Annotated in this window: 12 protein-coding genes; 5 read left to right on the top strand and 7 right to left on the bottom strand. The window is 69.9% G+C overall.

The features are described 5' to 3' along the window. Positions 1 to 966, bottom strand: a complete 966-nt coding sequence (locus ABD989_RS07085; protein WP_246991342.1) for a methyltransferase domain-containing protein — start codon at positions 964 to 966, stop codon at positions 1 to 3. Positions 967 to 976: 10 nt separating this feature from the next. Next, complete coding sequence (locus ABD989_RS07080; protein ID WP_345312922.1) at positions 977 to 1,765, bottom strand: enoyl-CoA hydratase/isomerase family protein; 789 nt, start codon at positions 1,763 to 1,765, stop codon at positions 977 to 979. A 77-nt stretch (positions 1,766 to 1,842) separates the two neighbouring features. On the opposite strand from ABD989_RS07080, the gene ABD989_RS07075 reads away from it, so the two are divergent. Further along, complete coding sequence (locus ABD989_RS07075; protein WP_345312921.1) at positions 1,843 to 2,844, top strand: DNA polymerase domain-containing protein; 1,002 nt, start codon at positions 1,843 to 1,845, stop codon at positions 2,842 to 2,844. A 55-nt stretch (positions 2,845 to 2,899) separates the two neighbouring features. On the opposite strand, the gene ABD989_RS07070 is transcribed toward ABD989_RS07075, so the two are convergent. Further along, positions 2,900 to 3,727 (bottom strand): NUDIX hydrolase, encoded by an 828-nt coding sequence (locus ABD989_RS07070; protein WP_345312920.1) that lies wholly within the window; start codon positions 3,725 to 3,727, stop codon positions 2,900 to 2,902. 67 nt (positions 3,728 to 3,794) lie between these two features. Continuing rightward, positions 3,795 to 4,634, bottom strand: coding sequence for an ABC transporter ATP-binding protein (locus ABD989_RS07065; RefSeq protein WP_345312919.1), 840 nt, complete (start codon positions 4,632 to 4,634; stop codon positions 3,795 to 3,797). A gap of 70 nt (positions 4,635 to 4,704) precedes the next feature. On the opposite strand from ABD989_RS07065, the gene ABD989_RS07060 reads away from it, so the two are divergent. Further along, entirely contained in the window at positions 4,705 to 5,712 is a 1,008-nt protein-coding gene (locus tag ABD989_RS07060; protein WP_345312918.1) for an LLM class flavin-dependent oxidoreductase, read from the top strand. Positions 5,713 to 5,725: 13 nt separating this feature from the next. Here ABD989_RS07060 and ABD989_RS07055 read toward each other — a convergent pair whose 3' ends face one another. Next, entirely contained in the window at positions 5,726 to 6,466 is a 741-nt protein-coding gene (locus ABD989_RS07055; RefSeq protein WP_345312917.1) for an aminoacyl-tRNA hydrolase, read from the bottom strand. A gap of 68 nt (positions 6,467 to 6,534) precedes the next feature. On the opposite strand from ABD989_RS07055, the gene ABD989_RS07050 reads away from it, so the two are divergent. After that, the gene (locus ABD989_RS07050; RefSeq protein ID WP_345312916.1) at positions 6,535 to 7,701 is read left to right on the top strand and encodes a polysaccharide deacetylase family protein; all 1,167 of its coding nucleotides are present in this window, start codon (positions 6,535 to 6,537) and stop codon (positions 7,699 to 7,701) included. Here ABD989_RS07050 and serB read toward each other — a convergent pair whose 3' ends face one another. Next, the gene (serB, locus tag ABD989_RS07045; RefSeq protein WP_345313039.1) at positions 7,702 to 8,907 is read right to left on the bottom strand and encodes a phosphoserine phosphatase SerB; all 1,206 of its coding nucleotides are present in this window, start codon (positions 8,905 to 8,907) and stop codon (positions 7,702 to 7,704) included. A 129-nt stretch (positions 8,908 to 9,036) separates the two neighbouring features. Then, positions 9,037 to 10,752, bottom strand: a complete 1,716-nt coding sequence (gene ctaD, locus ABD989_RS07040) for an aa3-type cytochrome oxidase subunit I (protein WP_345312915.1) — start codon at positions 10,750 to 10,752, stop codon at positions 9,037 to 9,039. A gap of 236 nt (positions 10,753 to 10,988) precedes the next feature. On the opposite strand from ctaD, the gene ABD989_RS07035 reads away from it, so the two are divergent. Both ABD989_RS07035 and ABD989_RS07030 read left to right on the top strand, forming a co-directional pair. Next, on the top strand, positions 10,989 to 12,035 hold the full coding sequence (locus ABD989_RS07035; protein WP_425556493.1) for an ABC transporter substrate-binding protein: 1,047 nt from the start codon (positions 10,989 to 10,991) through the stop codon (positions 12,033 to 12,035). A 12-nt stretch (positions 12,036 to 12,047) separates the two neighbouring features. Next, the gene (locus ABD989_RS07030) at positions 12,048 to 14,912 is read left to right on the top strand and encodes a DEAD/DEAH box helicase (protein WP_345312914.1); all 2,865 of its coding nucleotides are present in this window, start codon (positions 12,048 to 12,050) and stop codon (positions 14,910 to 14,912) included. The last annotated feature ends 10 nt before the right edge of the window (positions 14,913 to 14,922 follow it).

The raw sequence follows: 14,922 nt of genomic DNA, 5'->3' as shown, positions 1-14,922 counted from the left end.
CTACGGGGTCGGCTTCACACCGGTGATCAGCACGTTGTAGAAGTACTGCGGCGGGACGATCTTGGACAGGACGTTGTCGTCGAGCCAGGTCATCCGCTTCCAGCCGCCGAACGCGAAACGCGCCCAGCCCCAGCCGAGCTTGTCGGCGGGCACGGCCGCCTCGAACGTACGGACCGGCCAGCCCAGCATGGCCGCGGCGAGCTCCTCGCTGGCCGACTCCACCTGCACGGCGCCGGCGGCGGTCGCGAGGTCCTCGAGGTCCTGCGGGGAGAAGGTGTGGATGTCCACGACGGCCTCCAGCGCCGCGGCGCGCGAGGACTCGTCGAGCTCCTCCTGCGGACGGCGCCACGACTGCAGCGGACCGAACTTGGTCATCGTGGTGGTGGCCCACCAGGTGGCCCGGCTCATCCAGCGCGCGTAGAAGTCGCCGAGGGTCGACGGCTCACCGGCGAAGACGAAGCGGCCGCCCGGCTTGAGCACGCGCAGCACCTCGCGCAGCGACTGCTCGACGTCCGGAATGTGGTGCAGCACAGCATGTCCCACCACAAGGTCGAAGGTGTTGTCGTCGTACGGGATCTTCTCGGCGTCGGCCACGCGGCCGTCCACATCGAGCCCGAGGCCCTCCGCGTTGCGCAGCGCCACCTTCACCATGCCCGGCGACAGGTCGGTGACCGAGCCCTTGGTGGCCACGCCCGACTGCATCAGGTTCAGCAGGAAGAAGCCGGTGCCGCAGCCCAGCTCCATGGCGTGCCCGTAGGGCAGCTCGGCGTCGGGCACGATGCGGTCGAGGCGGCCGCGCGCGTAGTCGATGCAGCGCTCGTCGAACGAGATCGACCACTTGTCGTCGTAGCTCTCGGCCTCCCAGTCGTGGTACAGGACCTGGGCGAGCTTGGTGTCGGTCAGCGCGGCCTCGACCTGCTCGGCGGTGGCGTGCGGGTTCGGCTTCGGATCATCGATCGTCGTCATGAAGGTGGTGCTACTTTCCGGTGAAGTCGGCCTTGCCGGGGCCGGTCTCGATGAACGACGCCATGCCGATCGCACGGTCGTCGGTGGCGAAGAGCGAAGCGAACAGATGTGCTTCGATCTTCAACCCGGTTTCCAGGTCGGTGTCGAGACCCTCGTCGATCGCGGCCTTGGCCGCGGCCAGAGCCGCCGACGCACTGCCGACGAAGCGGGCGGCCCAGGTGACCGCCGCGGTGTAGACGTCGTCGGGGGCGACGACCTCGTCGACCAGACCGATCGCCAGCGCCTCCTCGGCGTCGACGAAACGACCCGTGAACACCATGTCCTTGGCGCGCGACGGTCCGATGAGACGGGCCAGTCGCTGGGTGCCGCCGCCGCCGGGGATCACGCCGAGGAGCACCTCGGGGACGCCCAGCTTCGCGTTGTCGCCGGCGATCCGACGATCCGCGCCCAGCGCCACTTCCAGACCGCCGCCGAGTGCGTAGCCGGTGATCGCGGCGACGGTCGGCTTGGTGATCTCGGAGATCGCACCCAGGCCGCGCTGCAGCCGACGGGCCACCTTGGTCATCTCGGCGGGGGTGATGTCGATCATCTCTTTGATGTCGGCGCCGGCGGCGAACACCTTGGGTCCGCCGTAGACCACCACGGCCTTGATGTCGTCGCGGGCATTCGCCTCCGCGGCGGCCGCGAGGAGCTCGTCCTGGACCTGTCGGTTCAGTGCGTTCATCGGCGGTCGACGCAGCTCGATGATGCCCACACCCGGGTGGTCGGGAGCGGTTTCGAAGGTCACGAACTCAGCCATGGCAGGCACGTTACCGGGTAACTGTCACGTCCTCCCAACCGCACCCGGCGCGATGTACTCGTCGGTAGAGTGCGGGCATGAGTGGCGACGCCGTCGAACTCGTCGTCCCGGGACCGCCCGGCGACGACGGCACCGACACCGCGCGCACCATCCGACTCAGCAGCCCCGATCGCCTCTACTTCCCGGACGCTCCCGGCCCCCGCGGCACCGGCCTCACCAAACTCGATCTCGCCGAGTACTACCGCGCCGTCGGCCCCGGCATCACCGCGGCCCTCGATCGGCGCCCCACCATGCTGCACCGCTTCCCCAAGGGCCTGGCCGGCCCCAAGGTGCACCAGAAGAAACTGCCCGCGGGCGCACCCGATTGGGTCGAGACGGTCGGTATCTACTTTCCCCGCTACGAGCGCATCGTCGACGAGCTCTGCGTCACCGAGCTGGGCGCGGTGCTGTGGGCGGTGCAGATGTCCACCGTGGAGTTCCACCCGTGGAACTCGCGGCGGCCAGAGGTGGAGTTCCCCGACGAATGGCGGATCGACCTCGATCCCATGCCGCACTGCGACCTCGCCCGCACCCGCCGCGTGGCGCGCGCCGCCCAGGACCTGTTGGCGGAGTTGGGCATTCGGGGTTTCCCGAAGACGTCCGGCGGTCACGGCCTGCACATCTACGTGCGGATCGTTCCGGAGTGGGGTTTCGCCGACGTCCGCCGCGCCGCCCGTGCCTTCGGACGCGAACTGACGCGCCGGGTGCCCGCCGACGCGACCGTCGTGTGGTGGCGCAAGGACCGCGACCCGTCGAAGGTCTTCGTCGACTTCAATCAGAACGCGCGCGATCACACGATGGCCGCCGCCTACTCGGTGCGGTCCACGCCGCGCGCCACGGTGAGCGCACCGTTGGACTGGTCCGAGGTCGACGACGCCGAGCCCGACGACTTCACCGTCGGCACCATGCCCGAACGGTTCGCTCGACTCGGCGACCTGTTCGCCCCGATCGAGCTCGTCGCGCACCGGCTCGACACCCTGCTCGAGTGGGCCGCACGCGACGAGGCCGCCGACGACGTCGCCGACCCCCCGAACTCCTGAGTCCCGAACTCCTGACCCCCGAACACCGGGGTCCGCGCAGGTGTATCGGCGTGCGCTACTTGGCCACGTCGCGCAGCGTGTCCAGGCGCCCGTCCGCCATCGCGGCGAAGTAGTCGGCGGAGTCGTCGAAGCCGAGGCCCAGGATGCCCTGGCCGTCGGAGACGACGGGTTCGATCGGCTCCAGCACCCGCGGCTGGGCCACGAGGTCGGCCACGGTGGCGTACTCGCCGACGTGCCGCAGCTGGGTCCAGGTGGGCGGCAGCAGGAAACGGCGGCCGTCCTGCCAGTCGGCCAGCGCCGCGGCGGCCGTGCGCCATTCGGTGGCCTCGGCCTCGGTGGTGGCGCCGTCGGCGTCGTGCCCGGCGGGCAGCTGGGCGAGGAAGAAGCGGGTGTCGTAGCGACGTCGTTCGTTCTTCGGCGTGATCCAGTGCGCCAACGGCGTCAGCAGATCGGTGCGGAGCACCAGCTCGTGATCGGCCAGGAACTGCGCGAAGGAGAGTTCCTTGCTCACCAGCGCCGCCCGCTCGGCGGCGTAGATCGACGGATCGGCGCACACCTGCGTGGCCGTCCCGGCCAGCAGGACGCCGCACTCTTCGAAGGTCTCCCGGACGGCGGCCGAGACGAGGGCGCGCGCGGTGGCCTCGTCGGCGGACAACTGCTCCGCCCACCAGCCGACCTCGGGACCCACCCACTGGATCTGCGCGTCGCGGTCGCGATCGTCGACGCCGCCGCCGGGGAACACGGTCATCCCGCCGGCGAAGGCCATCTGCTGCACGCGATGCTGCAGGAACACCTCGATGCCGTCGGCGGCGTCGCGCACCAGAACGACGGTCGACGCATCGCGCAGCGGCGCGACCTGTTGCGGATTGTCAGCAGCACTCATGGATTCGGCCTCCTGCTCAGCCTGTGTGAGCAAGCGCTCACTTGTGGTCGTCTCTCGACTGTATCGCTCAGCCTTCGGCGGCGCGCCGGTGCCCACCGGCGCGACGCGCTCGGCGGGCGAAGTAGCGCCCGTCGTCCTGTGTCAGGGCGATGTTCTGCCGGAACGTCGTGGTCAGATTCTCCGCGGTCAGGGTCTCGGTGAGCGGCCCCTGGGCCGTGACCTGGCCCTCGGACAGCATGATGAGGTTGGTGAAGCCGGGCGGGATCTCCTCCACGTGGTGGGTGATGAGCACCATCGCCGGCGCGTCGGGATCCTGCGCCAATCGGCTGAGCCGGTCGACGAGTTCCTCGCGGCCGCCGAGGTCGAGACCGGCCGCCGGTTCGTCGAGCAGCAGCAGCTCCGGGTCGGTCATCAGGCCGCGCGCGACCAGCACCCGCTTGCGTTCGCCTTCGGAGAGGGTGCCGAACGTGCGGTCGGCGAGGTGTTCGGCGCCCATCGACTCCAGCACGTCGGCGGCCCGCTCGCGATCGAACTCGTCGTACTCCTCCCGCCAGCGGCCGAGCACGGCGTAGCCGGCCGAGATCACCAGATCCGACACCACTTCGCCGCCCGGGATGCGACCGGCGGTCGCCGAACTCACCAGGCCCACCCGCGTCGTCAGATCCCGAGTGTCGGTGCGCCCCAACTGTTCCCCGAGCACGAAGGCGGTGCCGGAGCTCGGATGCTCCACGGCGCCGGCCATCCGCAGCAGCGAGGTCTTGCCCGCCCCGTTCGGGCCGATGATCACCCAGCGTTCGTCGAGCTCCACCTGCCAGTCGATCGGCCCCACCAGGGTCTTGCCGCCGCGCACGAGGCGCACGTCGGAGAAATCGAGGATCAGGTCCGGATCGGTCTGCACGTCAGTCACCCCACCATGATGGATCACCTCGCGGCCGGAGTGCGGGAGGCCCACTGGAATATCTGTCGCGGCGGCCGACTTGAACTACAACGTGAGCCTGTCCGAGATCCCCCTGTCCCTGCTCGATCTGGCCCAGGTGGGTCCCGGCGAGACGGTCCGCGAATCGCTGGACCACTCGCTGGCACTGGCGGAGTTCGCCGACACCACCGGCTACCGGCGTCTCTGGTACGCCGAGCACCACAACATGTCGGCCATCGCTTCCGCCGCGCCGGCCGTGCTGATCGCGCGGATGGGCGCCGCGACCCGACGCATCCGACTGGGCGCCGGCGGCGTGATGCTGCCCAACCATTCACCGCTGGCCATCGCCGAGCAGTTCGGCACCCTCGCCGAGCTGTATCCGGACCGAATCGATCTGGGCCTGGGCCGTGCGCCCGGCGGCGACCAGGCGACCTTCGCGGCGCTGCGCCGCAGCCCGGCCGCCTCCGAGCAGTTCCCGGCCGACGTGGTCGAACTGCAGAAGTACCTGCGCGGGCAGCCGCAGCAGTCCGGAGTGGTGGCCACCCCCGGCGCAGGCACCGACGTGCCGCTCTACATTCTCGGTTCCTCGTTGTTCGGCGCGCAGCTCGCCGCCTACCTCGGTCTGCCGTACGCGTTCGCCTCGCATTTCGCACCTGCCGCGTTGGAGCAGGCGGTCGCCCTGTACCGCAGCGAGTTCCGCCCCCTGCAGGCCGAGTTCGGCGGTGTGACGGAGCCGTACGTGATCGCCGCGGCCGGGGTGATCGCCGACGACGACGCCGACCGCGCCACCGCGCAGTTCGACGCCACCCGGCGCCACCGCGCTAAGTTCCTGTTCGCGCGGGACACGTCGCTGTCCGACGAGGAGGCCGACGTGCTCCTCGACGGGCCGGTGGGGCGCCAGGTGAACGAGATGCTGCGCCACACCGCCGTCGGCACCCCGCAGCAGGTGTCCGACCAGTTGGCCCGGTTCGCCGAGTTCGCGCACGCGGACGAGCTCATCCTCGCGCCGATGGCCCCGGACCGCGGCGTGTGGCTGGGTACCGTACGGGCGCTCGCGCCCGCACTCTGACCCGACCCGCGGTTCAGCCCGCGGGCAGCGGGGCGGCGATCACCGTCGCCGAGCCGGGCGCGATCTCGGTGTACCCGGCGTCCCGGACCACGATCGCGGCGCCGCGCGTCTCGCCTTCGAGCAGTTCCGCCCAGCGTCGTCGATCGGCCTGGCACACCTGCACCGGGCAGCCGTCGTCGAACCAGCGCTGCGCCTGATCGGTGGGCACCAGGACCGCGCCGAGCATCGAGGCGTGCGCGACCTGCGCGGCCAGCTTCCCCACGGTCATCGGCAGATCCGGTGCCACCCACAGGCACAGTCGCGCACCGCGGCCGTCGACGATCGGTGTGCCCGGCAGTTCGCCCTCCACGTCGGTGCCCTCGATCTGCAGTTTGGTGAGCCGCCGGTCGGTGGTCCCCACCGGGCCTGGCACGAAGGCCCGCGCCTGCGCCTGTCCCACCTGTGCGGTCACGCCGGGCAGATCCGCCGCCGCCGCCCACTGGGCGCCGCGCGCGCGTCGCGCGATCTTGCGGATCCGGCCGGCGCACCACGCGTCGAACTCGGCCGCCCACGGTGCGCCCGGTTCCGATCGCGGATCCAGGCAGGCGAGTGCGGTGGCCTGTGCGGCGGCCGCCAGTAGGTCGGCCCGCGCGGGCGGGGTCGCCTTCTCGATCTGCAGCACCAGCGGCATGGCGAGCACCAGCGCCGGGTCGTCGGGGTCGACGCCACGGGGCGAATAGTGGGTAAGCCGGGCAAAATTCTGAGATAGTGCCATCGAGGACACCGTAACGCAGCCGGTGTCCTCGACTCGTGTCTGCTGCGCTTGCACACTCAGGGGACCCGATGCCGACGAGCACGCGCCGATGGGCGGCCCGCGCGGCCGCCGCGACCGTGACGCTGTCCTTCCTCCTCGGCACCGTCGCCTGTTCCCGCGACACCGCGGGTCTGGCCGTGCGCGCGCCGTCGACCACCGATACGGCTCCGCCGGTCCCGGTCCGGGCCGCGTCGAACGTCCCGCTGACCAAGCTCGCCCCGGGCGCCAAGCCACCCCAGTTCATCCTCTTCTCGTTCGACGGCGTGGGCGTCGGCCCCAACTGGGACATGTTCCTGAAGACGGCGAAGGAGACCGATGCCCGTTTCACCGCGCTGATGACCGGGCTGTACTTCCTCACCGACGCCTCCCGAAAGAAGTACCGCGCCCCCGGGCACAAGCCGGGCGAGGCCGCGATCGCCTTCGGCGGCACCAAGGCCGAGGTGATCGAGGAGATCGAGTACCTCAACCGGACCTGGTACGACGGCCACGAGATGGGCACGCACTTCGTGAGCCACTTCTGCGCGGGCACCAAGTATCCGGGCAAGGACTGGACCACCGCCGACTGGAACCACGAGCTCAATCAGTTCTTCTCCCTGATGGTGAACTGGCGAACCAACAACGGCATCACCACCGGTCCCGACCTGGCCTTCGGCCCGGAGGTGGTCAAGGGCGGCCGCACCCAGTGCCTGGAGGGCACCCCGAAGGCGCTGTTCCCCGCACTCCGGAAGCACGACATGACGTGGGACTCGTCGATGGCAGCCGTGCAGCCCGGGCTGTTCTGGCCCGCCAAGGAACGGGGTATCTGGGAGTTCCCCATCCCCTACGTCTATTCGCCGGCGCTCAAGCACCGGCAGACCGCGTTGGACTACAACTTCTGGTACACGTACAACGGCGCGGTGAATCGTCCGAAGGATGCCCCGAAGATCCGCCGGGCGGTGAAGTCCACGTACGACTATATGTACCGACGCGCCTACGAGGGCAACCGTGCTCCGCTGGTCATCGCGAACCACTTCAACGAGTGGAACGGTAACGCCTTCAATCCGGCCACCGCCGACTTCATGCGCGAAACCTGCACCAAAGCCGAGACCATCTGCGCCACCTACCAGGACGTGATCGCCTGGATGGAGCTGCAGGATCCACAGGTCCTCGCCGATCTGCAGAAGCTGCCCGCGGTGGCGGTCGACGGCAAGCGCTGATCAGGCGAGCGGCACCCGGCGCACCCCGCCGTCGACGGCGTCGGCGGCCTCGATCTCGTCGCGCGTCACGCCGAGCATGTACAGCACCGCGTCCAGGAACGGGTGATCCAGCGTCGCATCGGCCACCTCGCGGAGGGCGGGCTTGGCGTTGAACGCGATACCCAGGCCGGCCGCGGTCAGCATGTCGATGTCGTTGGCGCCGTCGCCGACGGCCACCGTCTGTTCCATCGGGACGCCCATCTCGGCGGCGAAGGCCGCGAGCGCGCGCGCCTTGCCCGGCCGGTCGACCACTTCGCCGATCACCCGGCCGGTGAGCTTGCCGTCGACCACCTCGAGGGTGTTGGCGCGGACGAAGTCCAGTTCCAGCTGCGCGGCGAGCGGTTCGATCACCTGGCGGAAGCCGCCGGACACCACGCCGCAGTGGTAGCCCAGCCGGTTGAGGGTGCGGATGGTGGTGCGCGCGCCCGGCGTCAGTTCGATGGACTGCGCCACCCGATCGATCACCTCAGCGTCGAGGCCCTCCAGTGCCAGCACCCGCTGGTGCAGCGATTGCGCGAAGTCGAGTTCGCCCCGCATGGCGGCCTCGGTGACCGCGGCGACTTCGGCTTCCCGGCCCGCTTCGGCGGCCAGCATCTCGATCACTTCGCCTTGGATCAGTGTGGAGTCGACGTCGAACACGATGACCCGCTTGGCGCGGCGGGCCAGACCGGCCCGTTCCACAGCCAGGTCGATCGGATAGCGGCTGGCGACGGCGCCGAGGGCCTTTCGCAGAGCGGCATCGTCGCCGTCGTCGACGGTGACGAGCAGTTCCAGGCCGGTGAGCGGATAGTCGGCGACGCCGCGGATGGCGTCGATGTTCCCGCCGCGTTCGGCGAGGGCGGCGGCCACCGCCGCGAAGGCCTCCGCCGCGATCGGGCTGCCCAGGATCACCACCGCGTGACTCGACGGTCCGCGGACGGCCGCGCCGTCGTTCTGGGCCGCCACCACGTCCATGCCGTGCTCGGCCAACGCCGCCGACACGCTCGCGCGCAAGGCCTCGGCGGACTGGCCGGTGGCGACGAGCACCCCGAGGGTGAGGTGATCATGGATCACCACCTGCTCCACGTCGAGCAGGTCCACCCCGCATGCGGTCAGGACGGTCATCAGCGACGACGTCACACCGGGCTTGTCCGGCCCGCTCACCGTTAGAAGTACCGACGAATCCATCTCTGCACTAGCCACACCTTGATTATGGTGCCCGAACTTCCGGGGCGGTAATCCGGGATGCACCAGGCCCGCCCGAGGAGGACTCGGGCGGGCCTGGTGGTTGTCGTGCGGGGTCTCACCCCGCCGCGATCACTTCGCTTCGACGTGCTTGTCGCTACCCCAGCCGACATGCGCTTCTTCACGCATGCGATCGACCATGTGCGGGTAGTGCAGCTCGAACGCAGGGCGCTCGGAGCGGATGCGCGGCAGCTCCGTGAAGTTGTGGCGCGGCGGCGGGCAGCTGGTGGCCCACTCGAGCGAGTTGCCGAAGCCCCACGGGTCGTCGACCGTGACGACCTCGCCGTAGCGGTAGCTCTTGAACACGTTCCAGAGGAACGGAATCATCGACAGACCCAGCGTGAAGGCACCCGCCGTGGAGATCACGTTCAGCGTCGTGAATCCGTCGGTCGGCAGGTAGTCCGCGTAACGGCGGGGCATGCCCTCGTTACCGAGCCAGTGCTGCACCAGGAAGGTGAGGTGGAAGCCGATGAAGGTGAGCCAGAAGTGCCACTTGCCGAGGCGCTCGTCGAGCATGCGACCGGTCATCTTCGGGAACCACAGGTAGATGCCCGCGTAGGTGGCGAACACGATGGTGCCGAAGAGGACGTAGTGGAAGTGCGCGACGATGAAGTACGTGTCCGAGATGTGGAAGTCGATCGGCGGGCTGGCCATCAGCACACCGGTCAGACCACCGAACAGGAAGGTCACGATGAAGCCGATCGAGAACAGCATGGGAGTCTCGAATGTCATTCGACCCTTCCACATGGTTCCGATCCAGTTGAAGAACTTCACGCCGGTGGGCACCGCGATCAGGAACGTCATGAACGAGAAGAACGGCAGCAGGACCGCGCCGGTCACGTACATGTGGTGCGCCCAGACGGCCACCGACAGCGCGGCGATCGACAGGGTGGCGTAGACCAGACCCGAGTAGCCGAACAGCGGCTTGCGGGCGAAGATCGGGAAGACCTCCGAGACGATGCCGAAGAACGGCAGCGCGATCACGTAGACCTCGGGGTGACCGAAGAACCAGAACAGGTGCTGCCAGAGGATGACGCCGCCGTTGGCCGGGTCGTAGATGTGGGCACCGAACTGGCGGTCCACCTCCAGGCCCATCAGGGCTGCGGTCAGCAGCGGGAAGATCAGCAGGATCAGGACGCTGGTCACCAGGATGTTCCAGGTGAAGATCGGCATGCGGAACATGGTCATACCGGGGGCGCGCAGGCACACCACGGTGGTGATCATGTTGACGGCGCCGAGGATGGTGCCCAGGCCGGCCACGCCGAGACCCATGATCCACAGGTCGGCGCCGAAGCCCGGCGAGTGCACGGCGTCGCTCAGCGGCGCGTAGGCGGTCCAACCGAAGTCAGCGGCGCCGGCGGGGGTGAGGAAACCACCCAGCGCGACCAGGTTGCCGAACAGGAAGAGCCAGAAGCCCATCGCGTTCAGACGCGGGAACGCGACGTCCGGCGCACCGATCTGCAGCGGCAGCACGAAGTTCGCGAAGCCGATCACGATCGGGGTCGCGTACATCAGCAGCATGACGGTGCCGTGCATGGTGAACAGCTGGTTGAACTGCTCGTTCGAGAGGAACTGCAGTCCCGGGGTGGTGAGCTCGGCGCGCATCAGGAGCGCCATCAGGCCGCCCACCAGGAAGAACGCGAACGACGCCACCATGTACATCTGACCGATCAACTTGTGATCGGTCGTGGTGATCATCTTGTAGAAGAACGACCCCTTGCGCTCATAGCGCTCGGGATACGGACGAACCGGAGTCACCTCGGTCGTCGGTTGGTCTAGGGCGGTCACAGATCCTCCTCCTGGGCGCCCGACCGGCGCCTGGACTCTAACCATCTAAGGCGCGAAACGGCACGCCGCCGCCTGCGCTGTCCATTGATCGTAAACCAGACGTGGGCCGCGCACCGCACGGGTCCTACGATCTGTCGTATTCGATCCTACCCACCCCGAGTTTCCGCAGGTCGGGGCCGCCATCGGGGCGACTCGCCCGTCGCCGCGGCGCCGCTGGGCTCTGCTAGCGTGGTCGGGTGCTCGCTAACTCCTCGCGCCGCGGACCGGGACGCGCCCGCTCCCGCGGCATCAGCGCCCTGGTCGCACTGTCCACCGTCGCGACCCTCGGTCTGACCGCGTGCGGCGATTCCGACACCACGTTGCGGACCCCGGACGGCGAGGTGATCTCCACGGTCACCTCACGGATCGCGGGCGTGAACATCGTCAACGCCGACCGCGACTACGCCAAGACCTGCCTGGCACCCACCGCCACGGATCCCGGTCGCAGCGACACGTCCCGCGTGATCGTCACCGATCCGAGCCTGCTCGATGCCTTCTGCGCACTGGGCATCGGTAATAAGGTGCGCGCGGTGACCGCCGCCCCCGGCAGCATCCCCGCCTATCTCGGTCCCGAGCTCGGCGCCGTCCCCACAATCGGCGACGACCCGACCGCCGACGCGGTGCGCGCGGCCGACCCCCAGCTGGTGCTCGGCACCCCGAGTACGGCCGCCGAGCTGTCGGCTCTGCGCAAGACCGGCGCACTGGGCGACGCGCGCATCGCGACGGTGCAGCCGGGCAAGGACTGGCGCAGCCTGTTCACCGCCGTCGCCGATGCGATGAATCGATCCGCGGCCGCCACCGAGCGGCTCGGCGAGTTCGACGCCGAAGTCAAGCGCATCGGCACCGTGATGGATGCCGCGCACAGCCAGGTCTCACTGGTCCGGTTCACCCCCGACGACGAACTGTTGGAAGGCACCGACAGCTTCGGTGCCTCCATCCTCGCCGAGGTCGGGGTGCAGCGACCGGCCGGCCAGCGCGGTGCGGATCCGGTCGTGGTGACCGACGCCAACTTCACCGAGGCCGACGCCGACCTCATCTACGTCAGCGCCGAAGGCGAGGCGGGCATGAACCGCGCGACCTCCGTGCTCGACAGCGATCGCTGGAAAGAGATGGGCGCACCGAGCTGGCAGCGGGTGCTCTGGATCAACGACGACGTCTGGTACCGCTCGTCCGGCCTGGCGGCGGCCTGGCTGGTCCTCAACGACATCAAGAGCTCGCTGAACTCGAGCTCCGCCGGCGAGTAGGTCGGCGCCCGCTTGTCCCGCGGCCCGACACTCGGACTGCGCGCCCTCTGGCGGCCGGGCCTGGGCCTGGCCCTGTGGCCGGACGGCGCACCGGTCACCGCCGAGAAGTCCCTGCCGCTCGGCGATCTGACCGAGGTCCCCGACGCCGTCGCCGACCTGGTGTCCCGGCGGAGACTCCGGCACACGGTGGATCACGTCGGCCCCGACGGTACCCGCGCGCTGCGGCCGGCCGTGACCCTCGGTGTCCCCACCGCCGTCGAACTCCTGGACCGGTGCGCGCATCTGAGGGTCGGCGGTGACCTCGCCTTCTACTGTTATCTGCTGGCCGGAGCGCGGCGGCTGCGCGATGCGGGCGCGGTGGCGCCCGGCGTGCGGCCGGGCCAGGACGAGGTGCGGTGGGAGCCGCTGCCCGGCCCGGCCTGGCTGGGCTGGCAGACGGTCATCGCCGCCGGTGCCCCGCCCGCATTGATCGCCAACGGCGACACCGGCGCGCTACTGGACTTCGTCGCCGAGGTACTCGATGCCGAGACGCGGCGGGCGCTGATCGACGAACGCGGCCGGTCGCGGGTGCCTCTCGTCGACGGCCTCACCCAGGCCGCGCCGATGCCCCTGCCCGCCGGGGCGAGCGCGACCGCCGCGTGGCAGGGCTGGCAGAGCACCGGCGCTCCGACCGGTCCGAGCCTGGTGCTGCGCCTGCACCAGCCGGACGACGCCCCGGACGCCCCGGTCCTGCCGCCCGAACAGGAACGCTGGCGCTTGGAAGTGTGCCGCCGCTCCCCCGACGGCGCGGTGACCCCGGTGGTGCCGCACCGGCTGGGTCCGCACGAACTCGACGATCTCACCACCGAGCTGGCCGCCGCCGTCGCCGCGTTCGGTCGACTCTCCCGCGCCGACACCGACCCGCACACGCTCGACTTCCTTCTCGACACCGCGACGGTCGCCGACTTCTTCGCCACCGGCGCGGCCGCGGTCGGCGCCGCCGGGATCACCGTCCTCCTGCCCCACACGGTGGCCACCGTGACGCCGACCCTGCAGATGCGCGGAAGCGCGGTGCCCAGCGGCGGGGCCCGTCCGGGATTGGTGGGACTCGACGAGATCTCCGACTTCGAATGGCGGCTGGCGCTCGGCGACGGCGGTGCCGCCCTCGGCCAGGACGATCTCGACGAGCTCGCCCGCCAGCACGGCGACCTGGTGCGGGTCCGCGGCCGCTGGGTGCGCGCGGAAGGCGCCGCGCTCAGCCGCGCCGCCGCGTTCCTCGCCGCCGGGAAAGCCGTCGGCACCGACCTCGAATTGGCCGAGGTGATGCGCCTCATCACCGGTGACGATGCCCGCCTGCCGGTCCCGGTGAGCAGCGTCCAGGGCCTCGGCTGGCTCGACGACGTGGCAGCCGGCGGCACGCTGGTGCCCGAGCCGGTGACGCCGCCGCCGACGCTGCATGCCGCCCTGCGGCCCTACCAGCAGCGCGGACTGGAATGGCTGCACGCGCTGGGCCGCATCGGCGCGGGCGGAGTCCTCGCCGACGACATGGGACTGGGCAAGACCGTGCAGGTGATCGCGCTGATCACCTGCCGCCGCGACGAAGAACCCGGCGCACCACCGGCACTCGTGGTCTGCCCGATGTCGGTGATCGGCAACTGGCAGCGCGAACTGGAACGGTTCGCGCCGGTGCTGGGCGTGGTGGTGCACCACGGACCGCGCCGCGATCACGCGCAATTGTCCAGCGCCGCTACCGATGTGGTGGTGACCACCTTCGCCACCCTGACCCGGGATCGCGAAACGTTCATCGCGCTGGACTGGGACCTGCTGGTGGTCGACGAGGCCCAGCACGTGAAGAACTCACGGACCGCGGCCGCGAGATCCCTTCGCGCACTGGATATTCGGCGGCGCATCGCCCTGACCGGTACACCGGTGGAGAATCGCTTGGAAGACCTCCGGTCGGTGATCGACCTGGTGAACCCGGGACTGCTGGGGACCGCGTCGTCGTTCCGCTCGCGATTCGCCGAACCCATTGAGCGCGAACGTGATCCGCGCGCACTGGACCGGCTCAACGCGATCACCCGGCCCTTCGTGCTGCGGCGCCTCAAGACCGATCCGGCGATCGCCGCCGATCTGCCGGCGAAGACCGAGCTGACGGTGCGCACCAACCTGACCGCCGAGCAGGCCGGGCTCTATCAGGCGATCCTCGACGACCTGCACGAGGCACTCGACGACCGCGCCTACCTCGGCGCCCGACGCCAGACCGTACTGGCCGCCCTGACCCGACTCAAGCAGGTGTGCAACCACCCGGCGCACTACCTGGGCGACGGCTCCCCCATGCTGCGTCAGGGCCGACACCGCTCGGGCAAGGTGGAACTGCTGACCGACATCGCGACCACCCTGGTGGACGAGGGCGACCGCGGCTTGATCTTCACCCAGTTCGCAGCCTTCGCCGACCTGCTCAGCCAGTGGCTGGGACCGATCCTCGGCCGCGACGTCCCGGTGCTGCACGGCGGGCTCCCCCGCACGCGGCGCGACGAACTGGTCGCCGACTTCGCCCGCGGCGACGGCCCGCCGATCATGCTCGCCACCCTCAAGGCCGGCGGCACCGGACTGAACCTGGTGGCCGCCAACCAGGTGATCCACGCCGACCGGTGGTGGAACCCGGCCGTCGAGGAACAGGCCACCGACCGCGCCTACCGGATCGGTCAGACCCGCGCGGTACAGGTGCGCAAGTTCGTCTGCGTGGGCACCCTGGAGGAACGCATCGACGAACTGATCGCCGCCAAGCGCGAACTCTCCGCGCTGACCGTCGCCACCGGGGAGAGCTGGCTCGCCGATCTCGGCGACGACGCCCTCCTGGACCTGTTGTCCCTCCGCGATGAGGCGGTCGGCGAATGAGGGCGGTGGG

The sequence above is a fragment of the Gordonia alkaliphila genome, from assembly GCF_039542465.1.
Classification (GTDB): Bacteria; Actinomycetota; Actinomycetes; order Mycobacteriales; family Mycobacteriaceae; genus Gordonia; species Gordonia alkaliphila.
This window is presented reverse-complemented; position numbering and strand designations above follow the sequence as displayed.

What these genes read in the sequence shown, in the direction of transcription:
- serB (WP_345313039.1), bottom strand. Translation starts at nt 8,907, where the DNA reads ATGGATTCGTCGGTACTTCTAACGGTGAGCGGGCCGGACAAGCCCGGT.
- ABD989_RS07055 (WP_345312917.1), bottom strand. Translation starts at nt 6,466, where the DNA reads ATGGCACTATCTCAGAATTTTGCCCGGCTTACCCACTATTCGCCCCGT.
- ABD989_RS07080 (WP_345312922.1), bottom strand. Translation starts at nt 1,765, where the DNA reads ATGGCTGAGTTCGTGACCTTCGAAACCGCTCCCGACCACCCGGGTGTG.
- ABD989_RS07070 (WP_345312920.1), bottom strand. Translation starts at nt 3,727, where the DNA reads ATGAGTGCTGCTGACAATCCGCAACAGGTCGCGCCGCTGCGCGATGCG.
- ABD989_RS07075 (WP_345312921.1), top strand. Translation starts at nt 1,843, where the DNA reads ATGAGTGGCGACGCCGTCGAACTCGTCGTCCCGGGACCGCCCGGCGAC.
- ABD989_RS07085 (WP_246991342.1), bottom strand. Translation starts at nt 966, where the DNA reads ATGACGACGATCGATGATCCGAAGCCGAACCCGCACGCCACCGCCGAG.
- ABD989_RS07050 (WP_345312916.1), top strand. Translation starts at nt 6,535, where the DNA reads ATGCCGACGAGCACGCGCCGATGGGCGGCCCGCGCGGCCGCCGCGACC.